Origin of the sequence: Paenibacillus sp. UMB7766-LJ446 (assembly GCF_030226665.1) — a bacterium.
Taxonomy (GTDB): Bacteria; Bacillota; Bacilli; order Paenibacillales; family Paenibacillaceae; genus Paenibacillus; species Paenibacillus vandeheii.
The window spans coordinates 92,676-117,786 of record NZ_JASOYM010000018.1 but is presented as its reverse complement, the minus strand read 5'-3'; the positions used below and the strand labels follow the sequence as shown (position 1 = coordinate 117,786).

Here is a 25,111-nt window from a genome sequence, read left to right as displayed (position 1 = left end):
CTGCAGCGCCGTATAGCGCGCCGCCGACGCGGATTGCGCCAGCAGCGCTGCGCGGCTGGCGTCCAGCGCCTGGAGCGCGGCTTCGCCCTGCGCGCCCAGCGCTTCAAGCAAGCGGTCGGCCAGCATCATGGCCGCCCTGCGGTAACGGGTCTCAATCTCGCCCCGTATATCTTTGCTGAATTGAAGCACATACTCGGGAGATACCTCTGCACTGGCGCTTCGTTTCATCTCCAGAAGTGCTTCATCTACCGCAGGCAGCTCCGCGTTCAGCGCCTGCTCCCACTCAGCGCCCCACAGCTGATGGGCTTCACCCAGCTGTCTGAGTATGGTACGGATATGTACCTCCACTTGTCCTGAGGTCTGATCCTGCAAAAGTCGCACAAGCTCAGCAGCACGACGCTGTTTCTCCTGCTCGGTCTTGCCACCAGAGAACAATAAGCCTACCCGGAAGCCTGGTTTACGGCTCTCCAAATAAGCCGCGGCAGAGGTGCGAACATCGGCCGGGGTCAGGTTCGCATTCGCCAGAAGAGGTTCCAACTCCGCCCGAAACTTCTCCCGTTCACGCGATCGTTTGGAACGAAGCTCTGCTTCCTTTTGATCCAGGAGAGCCAACTCCCGTTCTAAGCGTTCAATGCCTTCCTTGCCCCCAACTTCCTCCAAGAGCGCAGTCTCTTCCTCTTCGCGTTCTTCCGCCTGTCTTACCAGATGCTGCTCCGTCACATGGCTCGCCGAGCTTGCAAGACTGTGTCTGATTAACCCTTCCTTCTCCTTCATCATATGTTCAATCAGTTGAGGAAGCTGCTCCCACTGGTTGTAACGATGCTCTCTGTCCCGAAGTGAAGTAAACAACAGACCATCATACCGGACTTCCCAGGCTGCAAAAATAGCTTCTACACCTTCAACATATTGATCAAACGAAAGCTCCCGTTCCCGATGTTTGTCAATCTGATTTACGATAAGAAACAACGGCTTGCCCCAATCCGATAGACTTTTGGCAAAAGAAAGGTTGCTTTCCGATTGTACATGGTTATAATCCATCACATAGAACACCACATCGGCAAGATGTAGTGCTGAATGTGTTGCTAGGCTGTGCCCCTGATCGGTCGAATCCACGCCTGGCGTATCAAGTAATACCGCATCATCTTTCAGTAGTGGAATATCGTCCCATACTTCAATGGAGGTGTATGCCCCGCCATTCTTGCAATACTCTTCCAATTGTTCTGGAGAAACCTCAAGAACTCCCCCTGAATTGTCAGCGCTTACGTTTGATGACGTATAAATAAGCGCTCTCGGCTCACCGTTACGGATGGATACAACATTCGCACTTGTAGGTACAGGACTCGAAGGCAAAACCCGCTTACCGCATAAACTATTAATTAGACTCGATTTGCCTGCCGAGAAGTGTCCACAAAACGCAATCGTTAACTGTTTCATTTCCGCCTTACTGATCAAATCCGTTAAAGCCTGTACAGCTGTATGGTCCCCTGTCTGCTCCATTGCTTCTCGCAGTGGAAGCAGAGGTTTGGCCATCTCTACTGGGTAATCTGTTCTGGACATGACTGGCCTTCCCCCTGGCTCCTCTAATTTGACATCTGGTCCGATGTCTTTATCTTATAATCCATTTATTTTACCATTATCAAGTTTGAAATTGAACGGTGTCAATCGCAAGATCGCTGACAAAAGAACAGTTTCTTGGCTATTCTCCACATAAAAAAATAAAACCGATGCTGTCGGTTTTATCTGCAAAACGATTGTATTCCATAAGCCTGCTGCGTCCATGCCCATGGGGATCACATTCAAAAGGATCACCCTATGGACATCGAAGCAGCACAGCTCCTTATTTCAAATCTCTTAAGAAACAGCGTTCTCCATCGAAGGCAGCAAAATTTCAAATACTTGTCCATGCTGCAAAATCGTAATGTCACGACCTTTGTCTCTCATGACAACTACTTCTGGTTTCGTGGACATACGCTCCAGATAATGTTCAGGCACATCGCCAGAATGACTTACAGTGATACCTTCTACTTCTTTTTCTTCGTTTTCAGCCATTTCCTGTTCAACGATTTGTTCGAAAATATCGGAGAAGGCCTCAAAATTGTCAGTGTACACGGAAATGCATTTCATGATTACTCATCCTCTTCTACTCATTAATTTATTTTTCGTTTTGGGGTTGTGGCACGTTCCTTATCTTTCCTGATTTGGGACGTTTTCATACGCTTTTTCCCTTCTCTGCATATGTCCAGCAACGGACAGATATGACATTGAGGGTTTTGTGCCTTGCAATGGTAGCGTCCAAAAAATATGATCCGATGATGAGTTAAAGTCCACTCATCCCGGGGTACGCGCTTCATCAGTTTTTTCTCGACTTCAAGTACGGAGTCATCCCAACCTGCCAGTGCCAGCCTTTTGGATACACGTTCAACATGCGTATCAACCGCAATTGCCGGAACTCCAAATGCATTGGATACCACAACATTTGCAGTTTTCCGCCCAACACCAGGGAGCGTCACAAGCTGATCATGTTCCTGCGGTACATCACCGCCATACTGCTCTATTAAAATTCGGCACATGTTCTGAATATGCTTGGCCTTGTTTCGGTACAAGCCAATACGCCGGATATCCTGTTCCAGCTCTTCGAGAGGGACAGCCAGATAATCGGCAGGGCTGGTGTACTTTTGGAACAAGTCTGCGGTTACCTTGTTTACCGTTTCGTCGGTGCACTGGGCAGACAACAGGACGGCTACAGTCAGTTCAAACGCATTGCTATGATTTAATTCGCAATGTGCATCAGGAAACATCGCTTCCATTGTATCGAGTATATGCCTAACAGTGGCTGCATTCATGAAGAGCTACCTCCCACAAAATGACCCCACGCGGTGGAGCCTTACTTCGAAGCTTCTTTCGAGTACTTTGCAGGGACCCCAAAAATCTTGCAAAAAAAACGTCCTGATACGGGAAAGATCCCGCATCAAGACGGTCATTCTTTTGATCCTCGAAAAGAAACGATTACTGTTTTTGGATCTCGAAAACAACGTTGTTCAGGAGATACAATACAATATTATCATTATCTTTGAGAGATTGCACGCTTAAAGTGTTGTCACCCTGGTGAACAAATGCGCCTGTACCCAGTGCAAAACGATAATTCGTGTCCGAAGTTGACTCGCGTTTAACCAAAATCTGATTACCAACTCCATCATAAGACCAGAACTGCTTGCTCATAACCGTTAACACTCTGAAACGAGTCGAATTATCCGTATCTTTCGTCATTTCAACACGGTCCCCTACGGTAAGGCTGCTCAGCGTGGTTAACGTAGATCCCGATTTGACCACTTTTACAGCCCCGCTAACAGGAACCGTCTCACTCTGACCGTTAAACAGCTTCAGTGTGACTGACGAAGCATCGACAGATGTCACCTCTGCAAGCGTGCGTTTAACCACCTGAACTACTTTAGGTGTAGTTCCCTCAAATGTTACGTTAATCAAGTTGCCCACTGTCAACTGTGATGCCGTAATAATCTGACCGCTCTCTCCAGTCAGCACAGCTTGATCGACATAAAACTGACTTGTCAGCGAATCCGATTTTACACGAACGCGACCATTCGTCTCTACAGAGACTACTTCAAATTGAGCAACGGTGTTCAAAGCCACTTTTTGCACATAGTCCTGATTCGAACCCAGTGTAACTGTGACACTATCGCCGATCTTCAAATCACTCAGACTTGCTCCAGATTTGTTGTAGATCTCAATCGTTGGAACCGTAGAGTACGGGACAGTGATCGTTTGGCTTCCAGACAACAAACTGATTTTTTTGCCTGAAGTATCAATACTGCTGATTGTGCCTTCGTATTTGTAGATCACTTTAACAGATAGCGCACGAGTTCCCACATACGTCAGATCCACTTTGCGACCATCATTCAACAAAGACTCCAATCCAGCAAGTGTTGGCTTTGATGTGTTGTAGTCCAGCTTTGTTTTGTCATCCAGCGTGAACACAAACGGTTTTTTATTGCTGTCGAGAACCGTCAATACTTTTGTTTTGCTATTGTAGGATACAACGGAAACCCCGTTCATAGGCTCCATCTGACGTCCGATCACTTGAATGCGTGTCACACGATCTTCAGAATTTAACGTAAGCTCAACCTGATCTCCATTGGTTGCGTCTGTAATCAGATCATTCAGCGTTGCATCCTGAATTCCGTTAATGACCACTTCCGGCTTTTCTGCCAGCAGCTTCGCTTCCAGCGATCCACCTTCACGTTTAAACGTCAGTGTGGATTGGTTGCCACCGATCTCCACCAGTGTACCGCGTAAAGACTGCTCTACACCTTGCGACAATTCGATCGTTTGCAGGATGCTGTCTTTCACCGTATATTTCACGGCACTTCCCGCTTTGAGCTCAGCCAGGGAAAGGATTCGGTCCTGATAACGAATGATCAGATTATCGTTATAGGTGTATTGCTCAGTGGTTCCGGCTGCATTGGTAAGCTTAATGGTTTTGGCAGAAGTTGTTATTTCAGCAACAACACCATTATCACTTTTGTTGACAATACCGGACTTCACACGAATAACGACTGTCTTTTTGTCAGCCGAGAACGTCTCACGCTGCACTTCAATGGTGCTGTCTGTTGTAATATCAGACAGTTTAATTGTATTTCCGTTTTGATCGATAAATGCCGTTGCCTCATCGTAGCCGTAGGTTTCGTAATTCTCGCCTACAAACAAACCAATTTTATTACCTGACAATGAACGAGCAAACGTACCTTCAACGCTTTCTACCTGCGGTGTAGCATCAACCACTTCCACATAAGAAGCCGTACCGGTAGTGCCTACAACCTGAACTTTTGTATACAGCTTAACATCCGCAGACGACGCACGGGATTCACTGTCTTTTGTAAAGTAAGGCGTACTGCTGTTCACTGCAAAGTTGACGGCTTTTCCGTCTACCACCAACGTGATCTGCCCATCCTTTAACCCAGTAACATAACCTGTGGATGTGTTCGGATACTTCGTATCCGTTAACGTTTCGCCACGGCTGAAGAATGTTGCGAGTTGAGCACGGGTTACAGAGCCGGTTGGATTAAATTTGTTGCCATCTACACCTTTGGCAAGGTCCAGGCTTACAGCCAGATTGATGTACCCTTTGCCACTTTCGGAAATGCTATCATTATCCGCAAATCCGGTAGATTGATTGTTTTGCGCCTTCGCTTCAGCATCTTTGTTCAGCGAACGGATCAGCAATTTCGTAATCCATTCACGTGATGCCGGTTTTTGTCCCCAGGATGTTTTGGACACATCCACTGTAGATTCTTCAGTTTTATCAATAAGTCCCAGTTGAAGCGCCAAAGCGACATATGGCTTGAAATAGTTTCCCACTTCCATATTTGTCGGTAATGCCGTAGCCGTGCTGTCGTTCAACTGGTTCTCCTTATTCATAAAACGGATCGCCATCGTCACAGCTTCCTGCTGCGTTACCGCATCTCCCGGACGGAACAGGCCGTTGTTACCGAGAAGAATGCCTTGATAGGCCAGCTTGTACACATGTTTCTCAGCCCAGTATCCGACCTTGATATCACTGAACAAACCGGTTGGTGCAGCTGTATTGCTTGCAGTTGCAGTCTGACCCTGCCCCGTATCTGTTGATTCTGCTGCCATGGCAGCTCCGCCGGCGCTAAGGGCCATCATGCCTGCAAGCACGGCTGAAACTACTTTTTTAGAGTGTGATGAATTGTTATATTTAAAAGTCACCTGTGATTCCCCTCTCTCATGTAAAACGGCCGATATTCCGCAGATTCACGGTAAAACAACATGCTGTACAAGCTATTCGGATCGTGTCATTGGATGCTCAAGATCCACATGGCCCATCAAACTCTCGGATTGCTTGCCGTCTACCAGCAGATCCAGTGATTTGACTTCATCAAACTGGAAGAACGTTTGCTTCAATGCATCAATGGCAAACACTTCGCCACCTGCACCAAGACGTGCTGTATCCGGCATGTGGATATCCAAGGTAAGCGCACCGTCTTTGAACTGAACCGATTTCAATTCAATTTCTTTCGCCCAAAGGGGAACGAGTTTGTCGTCCTTGCTTTGTTGCAGCGCTGCAAATGCAGCCTTGTACTTGGCTTCATCCGAAGCGTAAGAAAGTTCTGCCGATGCTTTGTGCAATTCCAACTCTTCCAGATCTGTGTAGTACACATCAATGGTCTTCTTCTCATTACTTTCGGAAGTTCCAGGTTTCTCTGAAGTAGTTCCACCCGATGGAGTCGTTGTGCCCTCCGTACTGCCTTCTGTGGTACCCGGTGTCGTTGTCGTTGTATCCTCCGGATCCACGGTTACAGGTTCAGTAATATCCGTCTTATTCTGATCCTCAGACGCATTATCCTCTGTTCCCGCACCTTGAGTCTGATTTGGAGCTGGAGCAGCTGTTGGCTTGCTTCCACATCCAGCAGCAACTGTCATCACCGTTACCAGCAGCGCTGCAATCCATAATTTTTTGTTCATTCTAACTCCGCCTCCTGATCATAAGGGTTGAACCCTTATTTAATTCCCAGATACTCCTTGATCCCTGCAACAATCCCTTTGGCTACACTGTTCTGGAAACTTTCAGTGAACAATGCCGCTTCATCACTTTTGTTGCTCAGGAAACCAGCTTCCAGCAAAACAGCCGGCATCGTTGTTTCACGGGTTACGTGGAGACTTGCCGTTTTTACTCCGCGGTCCTTCAGGCCAGATGATTGCAGTAGATACTTGTGCATCACCGTAGCCAATGCCTTGCTATTTGAACGGGTGTAATACGTCTCCACACCGTTTGCCGCTGCAGACCCGCTATTCGCATGAATGGAAATAAAGATATCCGCCTTCAATTTTTCTGCGATCTTTACTCGTTCACTCAAAGCCAAAAATGTATCATCGCTGCGCGTAAGCACAACGTCAATGTTGGATTCTTTTTTCAGCAATGCTTCCACTTTCAGAGCCATTGCCAGATTGAAGTCTTTTTCCTTCTTGCCGGTTACACCGATGGCTCCTGGGTCCTGATCACCGTGTCCAGCGTCTACAACAACAACTTTTTTGCCGTTGTTTCCAACAGGAGGCTGCGGCGTTGTAGTGCCTTCTTTGTTCAGATCAATCATAACCAGACCAGAGTCACTTTGCACGTCATAACCCTTGGCATTACTCAGATCAATGACAAAACGAAGGGTCGAAGGACTATTGCTGTACAAGGAATAACGAATCTTCGACACATCCGGATATCCACTCACTACAAGCTGTCCATTCTGGTTGCTGTCCAAAGCTTGTCCTTCACTAAAAGAATCAGCGAATGCGGTATTTGGCAAGTCTATAACGATTCGATCGGGTCCTGTCATCGTGAAGACGTTCGGCTTCGTATTTCCGCTTGTTGCAATCAAAAAGCGGTTGTCACTGAAGCTGATGCCGTTCACCAGTACAAGACCATCCTGATCCGATCCTCCACCATTACCAGAGTTCGGAGGAGTAGTTGTCCCGTTTCCGGAACCTGAATTCTGGGTAACTAATGTTACCGTCTTCGTTGTATTGTTCCAACCCACCTTAAGACCCATTTGCTCACCAATGAACCTTAAAGGCACAAGTGTGGTTCCATTTTTCACGAGTGGCGGGGCATCCAGGTTCACGTTACTGCCGTTCACCGTTGCCGTCTTCTGTCCAACAATCATCTGCATGGCAGTGTTGTCTTTGCTAATAGTCACGGTGCTCGTTGCCTGTTTCCAGTCCACACCATATCCCAGGCTCTCCGAAATAACCCGAATCGGAACCATCACTTTGCTATTGATGATTTCCGCCTTGGCATCCGAAGGCTGCACAATTTCTTTCCCATCTAGGATAATGTGCGTATCTGCTGCTGCATGACTATAGCCCGGGAAAACGAGCCCAAAGACAAATAACAGTACCAAAAAACCGAACTTCTTCATCCTTCACCCCTACCATTCTCATATTTTTTTGCCGCATGTTGTGCACCTTCAGCTCCGACTGACCACTGAGGCATTACCAGACACCTATTAGACGCCCTGTACTCTCAAAAGTTGCGAATATATTCCAACATAACAGAAAAAAAACGTTGTCAAATCAAGCTTTTTCTACATTTTATTGTCTGTATTTTTCCTTATTTATCAATTATGCATCTCGAAACAACGGACTACCCTGACCTTCATATTTGCGCACAACCTTAATTAAAGACCCAAATATTCAACAATTCCGTCTACGATGGCCTGTGCACATTTGTTCTGATACTCTTCGGTCAGCATCATTGCTTCATCCGCAGGATTACTCAGAAATCCGAGTTCAAGCAGAACCGCCGGCATCGTTGTTTCACGGGTTACATGCAGACTTGCCGTTTTGACTCCCCGATCCTTAAATCCCGTAATCGGCAACACATGCTTGTGCAAAATGTCGGCCAAATCCTTACTCTCTTTACGACTGTACAACGTTTCAATTCCATTGGGAACAGGGGTTGTAAACTTGTTTCCATGGATCGACACAAAAATATCCGCCTGATTCAGTTGAGCGATATCCACACGTTGCTGCAGGGATAATTCCGTGTCATCCTGCCTTGTAATTACCGTCTGAATCTCCGCATGCTGTTGTAGAAGTGCCTGAACTTTGAGTCCCACAGCCAAATTAAAGTCCTTCTCATAGGCACCTGTCACACTGACGGCCCCCGACTGTCGTCCACCATGTCCCGGATCAATAATCACGACCTTTTTGCCATCATTGGTTGGCAAAGCAGGCTGACTGGTTGATTCTCCATTACTCACCGCAAGATCAACAAGCAACACGTTGTTCTCGCCCAGTGACCATTTGGCGGTCGCCACCTGACTCAGATCGAGGACCACACGTACCGTTGAAGGCGTTTGACTAAACACTGCATATCGCACCTTGGAAACCAGTGATGAATCCGTAACCAACAGAGTTCCGCTGCCATCCGGATTGGTAGCCTGTCCCTGGATGAACTCCTTGGCAAATGTGGTGCCAGGCAGATCTACGATGATCCGATCGGGTCCGCTTAGACTGGAAATCTTCGGTGTGATTTTCCCATTCGTCGCCAGGATCATACGATCTCCGCCGAAGCTGATGCTTTGAAGCTCAGACAGACCATCCGGCTCAGGAGCTTCCACGGGGTCAATTTCACTTTCCGTATCTGCTACAGGAGGGATGCTGGCTAGGCTTACGGTCTTGGTTCCATTGTCCCATCCCACACGCAGACCCATGCCTTCACCGACAAATCGTAACGGAACCAGTGTAGTTCCCTGTTTAATAAGAGGCGGTGAATCGAGAGTTACCCGATTTCCATTTACCGTGGCAGCATCTTCACCTGCAGTCATCTGGATACTGCTGTTGCCTTTGAGAATACGAACGGTTTGGGTGGCTTTCTCCCATTTCACCTGATAACCGAGGTTTTCAGAGACGATTCGGATGGGCACCATCACGGTTTTGCCAATATTCTCGGCCGGAGCTCCTGACTGTTGATTAATGGTCACACCGTCCAGCACAATCGAGGGAGACGAATCGGCATTTGCCATGACAGGAAATAAACACAGGAACAGAAAAACAAAGACTGCTGCCGACCATTTCTTCATACATCAACCACCATTCTGTTTGTCTTTTGAACCTTCGATCTGATTCGCTGTGATGCAGCACTCGACTCTATCTACCCTTCCATAATCTACTAATCAGTTTATCAGATATTGTCACTCCATCCGGTTACAACGTTGTCATATTTAGTCGGAATACCCTGCAATTCGAAGACAGAATTGCATCGTTGCAAATGCAAAAAAACCTCCAATTCGAGCCAAGGAACGGTGAAGTTCCCTGCACGATTGGAGGTTTGATATACGAAGTACAGATGAAAGATTAGACTGAGGCCGTTTGTCCAAACAATTTAGCTGCATGGCGTTGTTCGTAAGCTGCTATTTCGTCATCATGTTGAAGTGTGAGACCAATATCGTCCAGTCCTTGCAACAGGAATTGACGACGATGCTCATCCAGATCAAAATCAATATGCAGCCCGTAAGCATCTGTAATCGTTTTGTTTTCCAGATTCACATTCATCTCATAGCCTTCATGTGTCGCTGTACGCTGGAACAGATCTTCTACCTGCTCTTCGGACAGCTTGATCGGCAAGATCCCGTTCTTAAAGCAGTTATTGTAGAAGATATCGGCATAAGAAGGTGCAATTACGCAACGGAATCCGTAATCCATAATCGCCCATGGAGCATGCTCACGGGAAGATCCACAGCCAAAGTTAGCGCGTGAGATCAGAATAGATGCACCTTCGTAGCGAGGTTTATTCATTTCGAAGGAAGGGTTGTTGTTGCCCTCTTCGTCAAAACGCCATTCGTAGAACAAAAATTGTCCAAATCCGGTCCGTTCGATCCGTTTCAAAAATTGTTTCGGAATGATTGCATCTGTATCTACATTGACCCGGTCTACCGGTGCAACGATGCCTTGCAGTGTTTTGAATTCATCCATATCATTCGTTCTCCCTTCAATCCGTTCCTTTGTTAGATAGCTGCTTCCGTTTTGAAATTCCAGTCACGTACGTCTACGAAGTGTCCCTTAACCGCTGCTGCTGCCGCCATTGCAGGAGATACGAGGTGAGTCCGTCCTCCGCGTCCCTGACGTCCTTCGAAGTTACGGTTGGAAGTCGAAGCACAACGTTGTCCTGGTTTCAATACATCCGGGTTCATTGCCAGACACATACTGCACCCTGCATCACGCCATTCAAATCCAGCGTCTGTGAAGATTTTATCCAGACCTTCTTTTTCGGCCTGAATTTTAACACGTCCCGAGCCTGGAACAACGATCGCTGTAACATTACTGGATACGGTGTGGCCTTTGGCTACCTGTGCAGCAGCACGCAGATCTTCAATCCGTCCATTGGTGCATGAACCGATAAATACATAATCAACCGGAATTTCGGAGATCGGTGTTCCAGGTTCCAAGCCCATATATTCAAGCGCTTTTTCAGCTGCTTTACGTTCGTTTTCTGTTGGCAGTTCAGCCGGGACAGGAACTTTCGAAGAAATGTCGGTTCCCATTCCTGGGCTAGTACCCCAAGTTACTTGCGGAATTAATGATTCCACATCGATTTCAACGATACGGTCGAATTCAGCACCTTCGTCAGTTACAAGCTCTTTCCAGGCAGCAACCGCTTCATCGAATTTGCCATCGGCAGGTACGTATTCACGTCCACGCAGATATTCAAATGTGGTTTCATCCGGAGCAATCATACCCGCTCTTGCTCCACCTTCAATGGACATGTTGCAGACGGTCATACGCTCTTCCATGCTCAGCTCACGGATCGATTCACCCGTATATTCAATAACATATCCAGTAGCAAAGTCTGTACCGTATTTGGCGATGACTGCGAGAATCATATCCTTCGCGGTTACACCCGGGTTACGTTTGCCGACAAAACGAACTTCCATTGTTTTGGCTTTGGCTTGCTGTAAACATTGGGTTGCCATAACATGCTCTACTTCACTCGTACCGATACCGAATGCGAGTGCACCAAATGCACCATGTGTGGATGTGTGGCTGTCGCCACATACAATTGTTTTACCTGGATGAGTCAGGCCCAGTTCAGGTCCCATAACGTGTACAACACCTTGATCGATGGTATCCAGATCATACAGTTTTACGCCGAAGTCACGGCAGTTTTGTGAAAGTGTGTCGATTTGTTGTTTGGAAATTGGATCCGTAATGTTGAAGCGATCCTTCGTTGGAACGTTGTGATCCATTGTTGCAAACGTCAGTTCAGGGCGACGGACTTTACGACCGCTCAGACGCAGACCTTCAAACGCCTGTGGCGATGTTACTTCATGCACCAGATGCAGATCGATGTACAAAATGCTTGGTTTGCCTTCTTCCTGATGAATCACGTGATTTTCCCAAATTTTCTCAAACATCGTTTTTTTACTCATCATTTTCACCTCATCATAAGTTCGGTCCTTGGAAGAGCCTACGTTGTTCCTCTAAAAGTGAAGCTCTTGAATGACATAAATATATCACCCTGTCCTTCATTGTTCCAAGATATAATATCTATAGATGTAATAGGTTTAACCTATAATGAGGCAAAAGCAAATAAACCACAGCTATACGCGGAGGTTTCAATTGATAACAATTATCATTATCATATAAGTCTTATACTACGGTCCAGCTTCTTCACTGTCAATGCTTTTTATGCAAAATAGAAAAAAGCAGCCCTGTTACCAGGGCTGCTATAACTACATCTCGCCTGTTCCATACGTGCGTATTCCCCATATCTATCCATTCATTGCATTCCTGCCTCTGCTGGAAGCGAATTACTTCTTGTCCCTACTGCTTTGATAACGAAATTGTAGGCTTTGGAAGAATCGATGCCGTTTAATGTATAGCTGTAACTCGTCTGACCGCTTACAGCCGGTACATACACGCTCCAATTCGTGCTGACTTTATCATTCTTTTCGTAAATCCGGTAACCTCGCACCGGCTCGGGGCTATTTGCTGGAGCTTTCCACGAAAGAACTGCACGGTTCCCTGACTGTTTTACTGCGCTTGCATTTTGAACTGTGCCGGGTCTGACGTCAGTCCGTTTAATACTGTAAGCATCATAAACGGCAAGAGGTTTATCTTTAACTGCTGTGTAGGATGTAAATTTCAGCACATCGCTTGTAATGGAAACATCCACGAACATTTTCTTGTTGGGCTGATCGTTTTTTGCTGCAAAAAACGTGTCTGCGTCTGGATTAAGAGCATAGAATTTCGAAGCGGCCGAGTTACCCATTAGATATACAGTCCCTTTAGGATTCAGCACATTTCCCTGCTCATCGGTAATGACATTCTTAATTGGAACGTTGTTCAGCATTTGAAAAGACCTCATATACATATGGTCATGTCCCTCAAACACCATATCCACACCCAGCTCATCAAATACAGGAATCAGATATTTTCGGTAAAATTCTACCCGTTCACTTTCTGCTGAAGCATTATCCCCTGAAGAATAAGCTCCCTTATGCATAGAGACGAATTTCCACTTCTTGTCGGTCTTTGCCACCTGATTCCGCATCCATTCCAATTGCTTCGTGAATTGAATATCCGCTTTGTAAGGCTTGACCTCCCCTTCGTACTGGGAATTGATTTGCATGAACAAGGCATCGCCGTATTCGAAAGCATACACCGACCCGTCATGCGCACCCGTTCCGACATCTTTTGGAAGATTAAAATGGTTATAGAAGTTATTGTTCGGATAATCCTCTATCTCATGATTGCCGATGATCGGCGCAAATGGCACATTGGCAAATTCTTTCTTCGGCACACCCAAGAACCACTGCCACAGCTGCTCCAGATCACCGTCATCCGTTAGATCCCCTGTAAGAAGAACAAACTTGGGATCTACTGTTTTCTCAATAGCTCTCTTAAAAGTATCCTGCCACAGATCGAAATTCGATTTACTTGAGCCTTGGGTGTCGGTTACATAGAGGAAATGGAAATCCTGATTATTCGCTTTGTCCGTGGTAAAAGAACCTGTCTCGCTCCAGCCGTCCGCATCACCGTTACCAGCCCGGTACATATACTTGGTTCCAGGCTTGAGACCGCTTGCGATAACCTTATGACTGGCGAACTTTTTATACTTCTTGGAACTTCTGTCTCCTGACGTCATTAAGGTTTCAATAACTGTTGAGCTTCTCTCATAGGAAGTCGCCAGTTGTTCCGGGAACTCGCTTCCTCCCGCATTGGAAGCCTCTACCACTTGCACTACTGTACCTCTGACGGTTTCGGCTGTATACCAATCAAAGGCGATACTCGTCTTTGGATCCCCATTAAAAGTCATGTTCAGCAGCGTTGGTGTTTTGTTGCCGGTGTCCTGAGACTTTGTCTTAAAGCTCCAGGTAATATCGTTGTCGGGTGTCCGGCCGTCCATTGTCCCCTTAAGAAGCTCTTTAGGGATGGTCACCTTGTAAGTTTTGCCGGCAGTAAAATTAGGGTGGCTGACTTTAATCGTATCTTGATCGAGGAGCGAGGCTGAGATGTTGTTAAGAGGCGCACTGTTTTCCGTGATTACAACTTGATAACCACTGTTGAGACTGATCGCTTTATTAAACTTTATTGTGATCTCTGCGTTAAGAGAAACATCTGCAGCTCCTGAAGCGGGAGTTTTGCTTACCTCAAGTGTGGGAGTGTCCCCAGGTTCGCCACTGCTGCGTGTTCCTTTAATGACTACATCCTTGATTCTGCTTGAGCCTGAGCTGGATACCGTTCCTCCGCTTACGCTTTTCACAGAGTCTACCACCCAGCGGATATAGAGTACATCTTGATTGTTTGTTCCCGCAGGCAAAGCGAGGTTCGTTAATTTGCAGGAATTATTGGCACAATTAAAATTGTTCTGGGCAAGAACCAGTTTACCGCCCATAACATCTGTCCATTCCTGCTGATTCGTGCTGTATTGTACCTTAAAATCCCTGGGTCCCGTACTTGAAGAAGTTTGCTGTGAAGAGAGGAAGATACCTTCGAAGCCTTTGGTTGAGAGCGTGGCAAGCCAGTATTTAACGCCCGTTCCTTCATGCCAACCCTGGTTGCGTACACTGTTCTCACCTGACTCATAGGTGTATGCATCTGTATTTGTTCCTACATCACGAATGGATGAAGCTGTCTGATATACCCCGCCGGTAGCCGGAAATATTCCGTTCTCACCTTTGTCTTTAAAAATCCACTGGGCAATCGTTTCCTGAACTGCAGCTGCTTCGCTTGCAAGATCTTCCTCATTTCCTTCCCTTCCTGCTGAGACAAAACCGGTCAACTCCATCGCAAGCAGCATACCTATAACCATTAGACTGATCACCTTGGAAAATCTGTTTTTGAGATAAGATTGGTTTTTATCCATTCGGCCCATCTCCCTCTTCATTAAACTCACTTTCATCGAACCGCAGCTACCGAGAAGAACGGCGGTTCTGCTACCCTTGCATTCCTGTTACTTGAGTTCCCAGTCGGTAACTTGACGTACTGCCGAATCTGCGTTCTTCAGGTCTGTCTCACCCATATTCAGCAAATTGCTCCACTGCTTTACACGATTCTTCCCGTTAGGAGGAGAGTTGTAGTCATTCGTATCCACAATCTTGGTCCGTTCCTTATAGAATTTGGTCATGAAAGTCTTCTCATCCGTGCTGCCTCCTGATTTACCCAAAAGCCCTTGTAGGGTCTCGGAACCGCCTGTCGCTCCATGGTTCAGCGCTGCGTCCACAAAGGAACCAATCGTTAATGCCGAGTTAAAGCCTCGTTTGCGGGCCTGATCGACACTGTACTTAATATAGACATTGTAGAACGTTTTCCACATAGCCTCTCTCCACTCGGGATCATTTTGCAAATTGCCGATCTTTTTGCAGAAACTCTTTTCGCTTTCATTGATTTCGAGTATTTTCCCTTTCATCGAACCCTTGACACCGATCCGGGCCAGGGCGCCATTAACCGAAGGATTACTCGCGCCTTTGGCAGCGTCATATTCCTTGAACAGGTCTGGACCGTCAGGACCGGTGTCATTTGAGCCGCCTGTAGTCGCACCAAATATTCCAATCGTATAACCGCGGTCATCATCGATATCTTCACAATATCCGTAAAACTTGGTCCAGTTCAGATCGTCCTGCTCCGGTTTATTGACAAGCATCATAATATTGTTCCACTGCTCACCATCCAGTCCTGTGTTGACACGCAAGAATTGAAGTGTTGCCGGTGAGAAATTAGAATCAGGGTTCCCTGCCGCATAACTTTTCTGTTGAGACGCATTGGACAGAGAGCCATAAGAAAAGATAATTGAAAAGCTGAGCAGGATCAACAATGAAAATTTCATCTTCTTAAAAACCTTATTATTCGTTGAATTAAGCACCGCAATCTCTCCCTTATTTTAATAGTATAAGCGCTTTAACTTTTGGCAGCAGGGAACCTTATGAACCTTATCCTCAAACATCTGAGTATGACACCCCTCCTTTTTCCAACACTTGGTAAATTCATTTCAAGCTTATCTCAAAAAGTTTGTCTGAACAGCACGTATTCTCTTGTGATTATTAAATTTTTATACATATATTGCTACATGCTGTAATTCAAGTCTACAATCCTCTTAGGAGGTGTTAAATGAAGCCGATATTTTATGAATCTACTCTTTTTGACATCAGCCGCAAGAAACAGATATATACCAGCATGCCTTCAAGCCACTATCATGATGCATATGAGATTCTGTATTTAATATCAGGAGATTTTTATTACTTTATAGGGGACAGAACATACCAGGTTGCGGGCGGAACACTGCTATTTATGGATATTCACGAAAGGCACAAGCTGGTTAATTCCGGCTGCAATATGTATGAACGGGTTACACTGCTGTTCAAGAAAGAATTCCTGCAGCATTTGTGTACCGGCGGTCAATGTGAGGAACTGCTCGAATTGTTCAAAAGTGATTACCGCGCTTTGAAGATGACCGGGAAGGATCAGTATTTCATTGAACAGCTTTTTCAGAAGATGATCCAGGAGGAGCAGAAGCAAGCCCGCGGCTATGAACAGTACCAACAAATTTTATTGGTGGAGTTGCTCATCAATCTTAATCGTAAACTGTTTGACAGCCTTGCAGCTCCATTGGTGGAATCCAATCGTGCACACAAGAAAGTTCTGGACATCGTTAATTATGTAAATCAACATTATATGGAACCGCTTAAGCTCTGTGAGATTTCACGGCAATTCGATATAAGCTCTTCCTACCTTTGCCGAACCTTTAAAGAATCCACCGGGTTCAGCTTCATTGAATATATTAATAACATCCGTATTAAAGAAGCGCGTGATTTGCTGGTTGGCTCTTCTTTTAATGTAACTGAAATTGCGGGAATGGTTGGGTTTGATAACACCTCCCATTTCGGACGAACCTTCAAATTAATGATGGGCATCTCGCCGCTTTGCTTCCGCAAACAATTTAAGTCTTAATAGCAAAATCACTGGAATACCAATCATTAGAGAAAATAAAATGCCCAATCTCTCCCCCGTCTATAGTATCGTACCCTGCCGACATAGTATAACGATAGAATATTAAAATTCCGGTTAGTGAGATTACCTCATACACTCATTCGCCATTATGGATACCTTTTGAAAAATACCCATAATCGAGTAGGAGGGGGCGTCAAGCCCCCTACCTCTCACACCGCCGTACGTACCGTTCGGTATATGACGGTGCATTATTGGTAGCCATTCTTCTCCTTATTACGTGCTTCATTCTTTTGATTCAAGGCAGTTATACACGGCTTTCGCTGTGGAATCGAAATAATAGTGATTTATAGAATTTGACCACCCACCATCGTCCAGAGAACCTGAAATTCAGCATCCAATAGGACCAGGTCGGCATCGAAACCAGAGGAAATTTCCCCCTTTTGTTGAAATCCAAGAATATTGGCCGGCGTAGTTGAAGCCATCTGTACGGCATCTATCAAGGGAATTCCGGTTTCGACGGTATAACGTAAGGCTTCATTCATGGTAACTGTACTGGAGGCCAGTGTTCCATCCTCCATTCTTGCAATGCCACCCGATACCGTGACATGATGGCCTCCAAATAGATAATTCCCATCGCCCATACCCATTGCTTGTAAAGCATCTGTGATCAAGACCATTCCTTCCGGTCCTTTCAGGTTATGCATCAGTCGAATAATAGCAGGATGCAGATGGACATTATCCACAATAGCTTGAAGACTTACATGTTTCTCTTCAAAAGCAGCCACGATCAGACCCGGATCTCGATGATGGATCGGCCGCATGCCATTAAAACAATGCGTGACATGACTCGCACCTGATGTAAAGGCTTGTTTGGCTTCCTCATATGTGGCATCCGAATGAGCGATCGCTATAACTACTCCCTGTTCTTTCAAAAAGGAAATCAAGTCCATTCCTCCCGGCAGCTCGGGAGCAATAGTAACCATCTTAATGAGTGACCCTGCTTCCTGGAAAATGATCTTCATTTCTTCTATGTTGGGATGCCGCAAATACTTTTCATTCTGCATTCCTTTTCGCTTCGGGTTCAGATACGGTCCCTCTAAGTGAATCCCTGCGATCTTTGCTCCCACTTCTTGTCCTATTACACGTTTGACACTACGAATCATTTCCAGAAGATCCTCCATCGTAGAACTAACAGATGTAGCCAGAAATGAGGTACACCCCGTAGAAGCACATTGGCGTGAAACTTCTTGAATACTCTCTTCAGTACCGTCCATCATATCAAAGCCATTGGCACCGTGGATATGAACATCTATCATCCCAGGTACTAGCAAATGTCCTCTCCCATCAATCCGTTCATACTCTCCTTCTAGCGTAGGAAGATCACCTGTGTCTATCCTCATGATTTTCCCGTCAGAAATCCACACATTGGCTGATGGAACGATACGGTTACGAAGTGCCATTTGTACATTATGCAAAATATAATACATAAAAACCCTCCTCTTCCCTATGGTTATCAGTCTTGCTTTCGAACCTCTTCATTTTCTTCCTGACACTCAATAACAGTGATGTTCTTCTGATCCAGAACTTCTCTGATCTCACTCGGGAGTTCCAGATTTGTGACTAAAATGTCAACGAAATCAAAGTCCAGCCGATGAATAGATTTGCCAATAAATTTTGTGTGATCGGCTACTACGATAACCTGATCAGATCTTCTGGCCATTTCTTTCTTTACCCGGGCATCTTCTTCATATGGATAATAGAGTCCATCAGACCGGATCGCCGATGCTCCAATGAAGGCTTTATCAGCACGAATTTCACTTAGTTTATCGATAATGGAAGAGCCATATAAAAAGCGGTGCTTTACATTCAAGTAACCACCGAGAATATAGATTTGAAGATCCTCTCGATTGGACAAGATCCCTACGTTATCAATCGAGTGCGTGACCACCGTGCAATTTTTTGCGCTAATTTGTTCCGCTACAAATTGCACCGTGGTTGATACGTCTAAAATCACAGTCTCATGGTCTTGGATAAGTTTTGCCCCAAACTTCCCTATTTTTTTCTTACTCTCGGATTCATCAATCAAACGATCCTGATAAGACAGCATTTCTTTCTGTAACTCAGGTAACGATAGCCCCCCATGAGTTCGAATCACAACGCCTTCTTGTACTAATCTAACAATATCCCTTCGTGCAGTATCCCTTGATACTTCAAACAGCGTACATATATCTGTAACACTCATCGATTGGTGTTGTTTCAAGTATTCGAGTATTTTTAACAATCTTTCCTCTTGATACACAATACTTGCACCTCCTTTTAAGTAATTATAAGTATAATTTTTAGTATTTGCAAGTGATTATAAGTAAATCTTAAGTTAGTTCAAGTATTTATTCCTGACCGTTCAATAAAAAAGACGTTAGCCAGATGAATTTACATCCGTTAACGTCTTCATAAGTTAAGATTTACTGCTAAGAAATTTTTTTGATTTCTCAATACAAAAACCAGCCTTTTGATACAAATGAATTGCACCTTTATTCTTGTCTGACACATGTAAAGTCAATTGCTCAAACTCCGGATGATTATAAATGAAATCTTGAGCCCAATTAAGAACAAGCTGGCCAGTGCCTTGGTTTCGGCATGTCATATAAATAATGTAGATCCGATTCAAATAAGTTGGGTAGTTGAACCCTTTTTTCATAAAGATTTCTTGCATTTATTTATAAAAGTTGATGATAATCAACGGGAGAGTAAGACATCATAGACTCTTTGATTAGCTGGACAGGTATATTAATTTACGCAGAAGCAGAATTTGAGATAGCCGATAGACTGCTTCGAAGATGGGTTCCATCACCATCTTGGCAGCCATTTGTACCACCCGGTCTGCGATGACAGGGATGCCGAGCGGACGCTTCTTGCCATCCGGTTTCGGAATCTCTTTCCGTCTCGCAGGCTGGGAACGATAGGTTCCGCTTCTCAGCTTGTTCCCCAGTTCTTCCACGAAGCGCTCGGCTCCGTATTCCTGAACGATGGTGTCCAGCGTCACTCCATCGACGCCACCACTCGCCTTGACCTGTTTCCATGCTTCCCAAAGAATATCTTCTCGGTAAACCTTGTCATATAGCGCATGAAACCGACGTCTCGGATCTTCCTTGGCCGCCAGGTATAGTACGTTTTGAAGTTGAGGGTCTCCCTAGTTCCAGACCCAACTTTCTCCACATGCCGTTCCCCATACACCGAAGAGTTCTTCCGCGCTGCACTTCCAAGGGCTTCACGCGTTCCATGGCCTTCGCCCATATTTCCGAGACTCGGCTCTCTCTTGTTCTAAAAAAAAGGTTCTTTTTGACGATGCGGCAGGATTCACTTCATGGTATTGCCTGTAGATTTGCTCGCACTTCCGTGGAAGTTACTTTGTCACGGGGCTTCAACCTTAGAATTTCTCCACCAGTTGCCCGTCAGCTACGAGGCGACTTGGCTCTTACCTCGACCGGACTTTCACCGGTTAGTTGTGTCTAGCTTGGCTAGGCGCGCAAAATAGAAAAAAGCAGCCCTGAAACCAGAGCTGCCATATCTTCATTATGGGTTAAACAATCACGTCTTCTATCCTGCTCAGTCTTACAATCATTTTTGACTACACATATTCTACAGACCGTTATTTGTAATTACCTCTTTGTACCAGTAGAAGCTCTTCTTGCGTTTTCTCTCCAACGTTCCGTTACCGTCATTATCCTGATCGACGTAGATAAAGCCATATCTTTTTTCCATCTCGGAGGAGGAATAACTAATCAGATCAATAATGCCCCAACTGGTGTAACCCATCAATTCGACCCCGTCGAGAATAGCTTCATGCATCTGCTCCATATGGGAACGGAAATAATCGATCCGGTAATCATCCTGAATGCTGCCGTCTTCTTCAATCGTATCGACGGCTCCGATCCCATTTTCAACAATAAATAATGGCACTCCATAGCGACTATACAGCTCGTTCAGGGAAATACGCAGGCCTACCGGATCAATCTGCCAGCCCCAGTCATTGGTGTTCAGATAAGGGTTCTTTACACCCCCTGTGGTGTTACCGCTCACCTGCTCCAGTCTGTCCCCGTCGACACTCGATACAAGCGACATATAATAACTGAATGAAATAAAGTCCACCGTGTGCACTTTCAGAATCTCCTCGTCACCTTCCAGCATATCCAGTACGATCCCTTTTTCGGCAAACAATCTCTTCGTAAAGTATGGATACGCCCCACGGACTTGAACATCCGTGAACATGAGATTGAACTGATTGTCCCTGGAAGCCACCAATACATCTTCGGGATTACACGTATGGGCATATGTCGTCAACTTGGTAAGCATGCATCCGATCTGAGAACCGGGAATGATCTCATGACAATATTTCACCGCCAGGCTACTGGCCACAAATTGATGATGCAGCGCCTGATATACAGCTTGTTCCACGTTGTCAATACGATTTGGAACAATACCACCACTCGTAAACGGATGACGAACGATGCTGTCAATCTCATTAAAGGTAATCCAATATTTCACTTTATCTTTATATCGTTTGAACACCGTTTGGCAAAAGTGAACAAAATAATCGACCACTTTGCGATCCGTCCATCCCCCATGATGATTGACCAGATACATCGGCATCTCATAATGAGACAACGTAATCAGCGGTTCAATGCCCTGCTTTAACATGCCATCAATGACACGATCATAAAACTGTAAACCCGCCTCGTTGGGCTGCGTTTCATTCCCATTCGGGAAGATTCGTGTCCATGCAATGGACAAACGCAATGTTTTCAGTCCCATTTCCCCAAACAGCGCCAAATCTTCCTCATAACGATGGTAGAAATCAATGCCTCTGCGTTTCGGATATTCGCTGTCCGACGTCGATTCCATCGCTTCCTGAATCTGCTTTTCTGTAATCGCATTATGCTTTTTGTACTCACTCTTGGCCACACCTTTTCGATACATGGCGATATCCGCTGTAGACAGACCCTTGCCATCGACATTCCAGGCGCCTTCCGCCTGATTGGCTGCAATGGCTCCTCCCCATAAAAAACCTTCCGGGAATGTTCTCGTTGTATTTGTCATTGTGTATTCCTCCTTGATTGGTCCAATCTTAATTGCGACTCATTACACGATTGATATGAATAATCAGGTACATCATTTCTTCGCTAGAAATCGTATGATCGAAGCGGGCTTCAATATACTCTTTGATCAGCAGCACGCATTCTTCTTCCTGCGGATATTTGCTCGCGATCTGGTCAAACAGCTCATGATCCTGCGTATTTAACGTTTTATGCTCAAACAGTCGCTGAATGAAGAACTGCAAATGGGTTAAAAAGCGGGAATAGTTAATGCTGTGTGTATCCAGCTCCACCTGATAATGAATTTTAATAATATTGAGAACATCCTTGACCGTGTTGGTCATCAGCATGACCTGATTCATATTGTCATCATTCTGCTGAGCATTGACGAGATGAAAAGCGATATTGGCCGCTTCCTCTTCAGGCAGAGATAGACCAATCTGATTGTGAATGAGAGACAGACCATGCATGCCAATGCTGAATTCCTGTGGATAGAACTTCTTCACTTCCCACAGCATGCGATTCTGGATGGTCATATTGTCCCTGAACCGTTTAGTCGCCATATACAGGTGATCCGTCAATGAGACGTAGAGATGATCACTCAGATGTCGGGACAAGGTGTGCTTGGCATAAGAAATGATCTCGTCAGCCAGAATCAGATATTCTTTTGGCGTTTCCTTCATTAGAGCGGTGAGATCCGAAGAGATTGTTTCATTTTCAAGCACATATACCTTTTCAATCTCGTCATCACTCACGATATCTCCAGGTTTGCTCTTGAAGCCGATGCCCTTCCCCATCACAATAATTTCCTTATCATCCTCACCACGTTTGGCGAGAACAACGCTCGAGTTCAGTATTTTTACGACTTCCATATCCGGCTGCCTGCCTCTCATTCATATTTCAGCAGTTATAACACCGTAATTAATGGTTTTTCCGGTCCCGTTATTGGTGATGATTCATTACCCAGTACCTCCAGATAATCCGAGGAGTTGGTCACAATTACGGGAGTCGTGGTGTCATAACCTGCGGCTTGTATTGCTGCAAGATCAAACTCCATCAGGAGTTGACCATGGGAGATTGGTTCTCTTTCGTTTACTTTCACATCAAAATGCTGACCTTTCAATTTCACAGTATCCAGTCCTACATGAATCAGAAGCTCCACCCCATCCACAGACTTTAACCCAATGGAATGTTTGGTGCGGAATACCGTCTCAACGGTTCCATCAAACGGAGCAAACACTTTGCCAACACTCGGCTGGATGGCCATTCCTTGTCCCATCGCTTCTTGGGAGAAAGCCTCATCCTTTACTTCTCTTAAGGGAAGTACTGTACCCTCCAGTGGCGCAAAAACCATTTTTTTGGATTTGATTCCAGCCGAAGGCTTGATCTCAGGTTTTTCTTCCCCTGAAGCTATTGAAGACTCTGTTGCGAGAACTGCTGCGGGAACAACATCCTGAAATCCCATAACATACACAGCTATAAACGCAATACTAGCGGAAATCAGCATGGTAATAATCGCATAGATAATGTTCATGTTGTCTTCACTGATAAACATGGGCATGGATGCAATCCCCGGCCCCACAGCGGCATACGCCTTGAGACTCACGATACCTGCGAACAAGCCCCCGATACCTGCACCGATCATACACGCAAAAAGTGTTTTCTTGAGTCTTAAATGTACACCGTACAGGGCAGGTTCCGTGATGCCGAATACGCCGGAGATTCCAGCAGACAAAGCAACTTGTTTGAGCTTGGTATCCTTGGTTTTGAACGATACAGCCAGTGCGCCTGCTCCCTGGGCCATATTAGATGCCAGCATGGCGACTAGCACCAGTGTCTCGTATCCGGGTGAAGCGAGTGCCGCGAAAATAATCGGATAAAAGACTTTATGCATACCGAACATCACAATCAGCGGCATCAATATAGCCATAATCACGACAGTTAACCAGCCAATCTTGTCCTGAATCCAGTAAATGACGTTGGACATGCCTGTACCAAGGTACATGCCAAGTGGACCAAGTGCAATTAAGGCGACTGGAGCCACGATAAGAATGACGATCAATGGTTTAAGGAAAATCTTAACGGGTCCCGGGGAGATCTTGTCCGCGAAACGCTCAATATAGGACATAAACCAGACGGTTAAAATAATTGGCACAACTGACGTTGCATATTGAACCGAAGCCACAGGTAATCCGATAAAGGACACCGGGTCTTCACCGCCAAGCAATCCGATCATGTTAGGGTGCAACATTATGCCTGCGAAAAGGACAGCTACAAAAGGGTTGGTCTTAAATTTATTGGCACTGGAATAAGCCAGCAGGACCGGAAGAAAATAAAAGGCTGCATCCGACATGACACTCAAGACGGTGTACGTCTGGCTTTCTTTGGACATCAGCCCGGTCACCGTTGCCAACAATAACAAGGCTTTCAGCATTCCTGAAGCTGCAATGGCCGGGATAATCGGCTGGAAAATGCCTGCAATCACACTGGCAAAGGTATTAAACAGACCTTTCGGACTGTAATCTGCTTTTTTCTTTTCCTGAACCTCACCGGATTGCTGAGTATCCACCATCTTGGCAAGTTCGTTGTATACGTATCCGACATCATTGCCGATGATTACCTGGTATTGCCCGCCACTGTTCACTGCGCCGATGACGCCATCCAGGTTTTTGATTTCGGCCGTTTTCGCTACATCGGGATTCTTCAAAGTAAGTCTGAGCCTGGTGGAGCAATGAATTGCCGTGTTGATATTATCATTGCCACCAACCAGCTCCATAATCGATTGGGCTAATTTCTTGTGATTCATGGTGCACCTCCGCCTTTTTTTCTGCTGGGAACAAAAAAAGACCTAAATAGGGTAGGAAAAGGACTCTTCCCACCCAATCTAGGTCTTGCCTGCCGAACAGTAACACGCCATCGTTGGATGAACATTATTCAATTATATATACGAAAAGAATATGAATAGTTGAACTTCATCGTACTGAAAAAGAATACATCTGAAAACGATTTTCTTGTTATACCCGGGTAAGTTTAAACCATTA

19 protein-coding genes are annotated in these 25,111 nt (G+C 45.5%); 1 reads left to right on the top strand and 18 read right to left on the bottom strand.

Features of this window, described 5'->3' with window-relative positions; genetic code table 11:
• The 11 genes from QP794_RS30490 to QP794_RS30440 all read right to left on the bottom strand — a co-directional run.
• Positions 1-1,557, bottom strand: a 1,557-nt coding sequence (locus QP794_RS30490) for a dynamin family protein (RefSeq protein WP_285080536.1), incomplete at its 3' end; no start/stop codon positions are given.
• Between the two features lie 294 nt (positions 1,558-1,851).
• Positions 1,852-2,124, bottom strand: coding sequence for a hypothetical protein (locus QP794_RS30485; protein ID WP_024630585.1), 273 nt, complete (start codon positions 2,122-2,124; stop codon positions 1,852-1,854).
• A 23-nt stretch (positions 2,125-2,147) separates the two neighbouring features.
• The gene (gene nth / locus QP794_RS30480; RefSeq protein WP_024630586.1) at positions 2,148-2,843 is read right to left on the bottom strand and encodes an endonuclease III; all 696 of its coding nucleotides are present in this window, start codon (positions 2,841-2,843) and stop codon (positions 2,148-2,150) included.
• Between the two features lie 163 nt (positions 2,844-3,006).
• Positions 3,007-5,745 carry an S-layer homology domain-containing protein gene (locus QP794_RS30475; protein WP_285080534.1) on the bottom strand — a complete coding sequence of 913 codons (2,739 nt, stop codon included), beginning with the start codon at positions 5,743-5,745 and terminating at the stop codon, positions 3,007-3,009.
• Positions 5,746-5,817: 72 nt separating this feature from the next.
• Positions 5,818-6,501, bottom strand: a complete 684-nt coding sequence (locus tag QP794_RS30470) for a GerMN domain-containing protein (protein WP_285080532.1) — start codon at positions 6,499-6,501, stop codon at positions 5,818-5,820.
• Positions 6,502-6,536: 35 nt separating this feature from the next.
• Positions 6,537-7,946, bottom strand: coding sequence for an N-acetylmuramoyl-L-alanine amidase family protein (locus QP794_RS30465; protein WP_285080530.1), 1,410 nt, complete (start codon positions 7,944-7,946; stop codon positions 6,537-6,539).
• A 258-nt stretch (positions 7,947-8,204) separates the two neighbouring features.
• Positions 8,205-9,611, bottom strand: coding sequence for an N-acetylmuramoyl-L-alanine amidase family protein (locus QP794_RS30460; RefSeq protein ID WP_285080527.1), 1,407 nt, complete (start codon positions 9,609-9,611; stop codon positions 8,205-8,207).
• 274 nt (positions 9,612-9,885) lie between these two features.
• Positions 9,886-10,503 carry a 3-isopropylmalate dehydratase small subunit gene (leuD, locus tag QP794_RS30455; RefSeq protein WP_024630591.1) on the bottom strand — a complete coding sequence of 206 codons (618 nt, stop codon included), beginning with the start codon at positions 10,501-10,503 and terminating at the stop codon, positions 9,886-9,888.
• A gap of 32 nt (positions 10,504-10,535) precedes the next feature.
• A complete protein-coding gene (leuC, locus tag QP794_RS30450) occupies positions 10,536-11,957 on the bottom strand; it encodes a 3-isopropylmalate dehydratase large subunit (protein ID WP_285080539.1) in 1,422 nt (473 codons plus the stop codon).
• 350 nt (positions 11,958-12,307) lie between these two features.
• Complete coding sequence (locus tag QP794_RS30445; RefSeq protein ID WP_285080524.1) at positions 12,308-14,896, bottom strand: metallophosphoesterase; 2,589 nt, start codon at positions 14,894-14,896, stop codon at positions 12,308-12,310.
• Between the two features lie 87 nt (positions 14,897-14,983).
• Positions 14,984-15,856 carry a chitosanase gene (locus QP794_RS30440; protein WP_285080523.1) on the bottom strand — a complete coding sequence of 291 codons (873 nt, stop codon included), beginning with the start codon at positions 15,854-15,856 and terminating at the stop codon, positions 14,984-14,986.
• 281 nt (positions 15,857-16,137) lie between these two features.
• On the opposite strand from QP794_RS30440, the gene QP794_RS30435 reads away from it, so the two are divergent.
• Complete coding sequence (locus tag QP794_RS30435; RefSeq protein WP_285080520.1) at positions 16,138-16,977, top strand: AraC family transcriptional regulator; 840 nt, start codon at positions 16,138-16,140, stop codon at positions 16,975-16,977.
• A 344-nt stretch (positions 16,978-17,321) separates the two neighbouring features.
• On the opposite strand, the gene nagA is transcribed toward QP794_RS30435, so the two are convergent.
• From nagA to QP794_RS30405, 7 genes are all read right to left on the bottom strand, one after another.
• A complete protein-coding gene (gene nagA / locus QP794_RS30430; protein ID WP_285080518.1) occupies positions 17,322-18,464 on the bottom strand; it encodes an N-acetylglucosamine-6-phosphate deacetylase in 1,143 nt (380 codons plus the stop codon).
• A 26-nt stretch (positions 18,465-18,490) separates the two neighbouring features.
• Positions 18,491-19,276, bottom strand: a complete 786-nt coding sequence (locus tag QP794_RS30425; RefSeq protein WP_179282962.1) for a DeoR/GlpR family DNA-binding transcription regulator — start codon at positions 19,274-19,276, stop codon at positions 18,491-18,493.
• 156 nt (positions 19,277-19,432) lie between these two features.
• The gene (locus QP794_RS33260; protein ID WP_350338905.1) at positions 19,433-19,621 is read right to left on the bottom strand and encodes a GNAT family N-acetyltransferase; all 189 of its coding nucleotides are present in this window, start codon (positions 19,619-19,621) and stop codon (positions 19,433-19,435) included.
• A 126-nt stretch (positions 19,622-19,747) separates the two neighbouring features.
• Positions 19,748-20,020 carry a hypothetical protein gene (locus tag QP794_RS30420; RefSeq protein ID WP_285080515.1) on the bottom strand — a complete coding sequence of 91 codons (273 nt, stop codon included), beginning with the start codon at positions 20,018-20,020 and terminating at the stop codon, positions 19,748-19,750.
• Between the two features lie 596 nt (positions 20,021-20,616).
• Positions 20,617-22,074 carry a glycoside hydrolase family 1 protein gene (locus QP794_RS30415; RefSeq protein ID WP_024630598.1) on the bottom strand — a complete coding sequence of 486 codons (1,458 nt, stop codon included), beginning with the start codon at positions 22,072-22,074 and terminating at the stop codon, positions 20,617-20,619.
• Positions 22,075-22,102: 28 nt separating this feature from the next.
• The gene (gene licT, locus QP794_RS30410) at positions 22,103-22,942 is read right to left on the bottom strand and encodes a BglG family transcription antiterminator LicT (protein ID WP_285080512.1); all 840 of its coding nucleotides are present in this window, start codon (positions 22,940-22,942) and stop codon (positions 22,103-22,105) included.
• Positions 22,943-22,977: 35 nt separating this feature from the next.
• Complete coding sequence (locus QP794_RS30405) at positions 22,978-24,876, bottom strand: beta-glucoside-specific PTS transporter subunit IIABC (RefSeq protein ID WP_285080510.1); 1,899 nt, start codon at positions 24,874-24,876, stop codon at positions 22,978-22,980.
• Positions 24,877-25,111 lie beyond the last annotated feature (235 nt).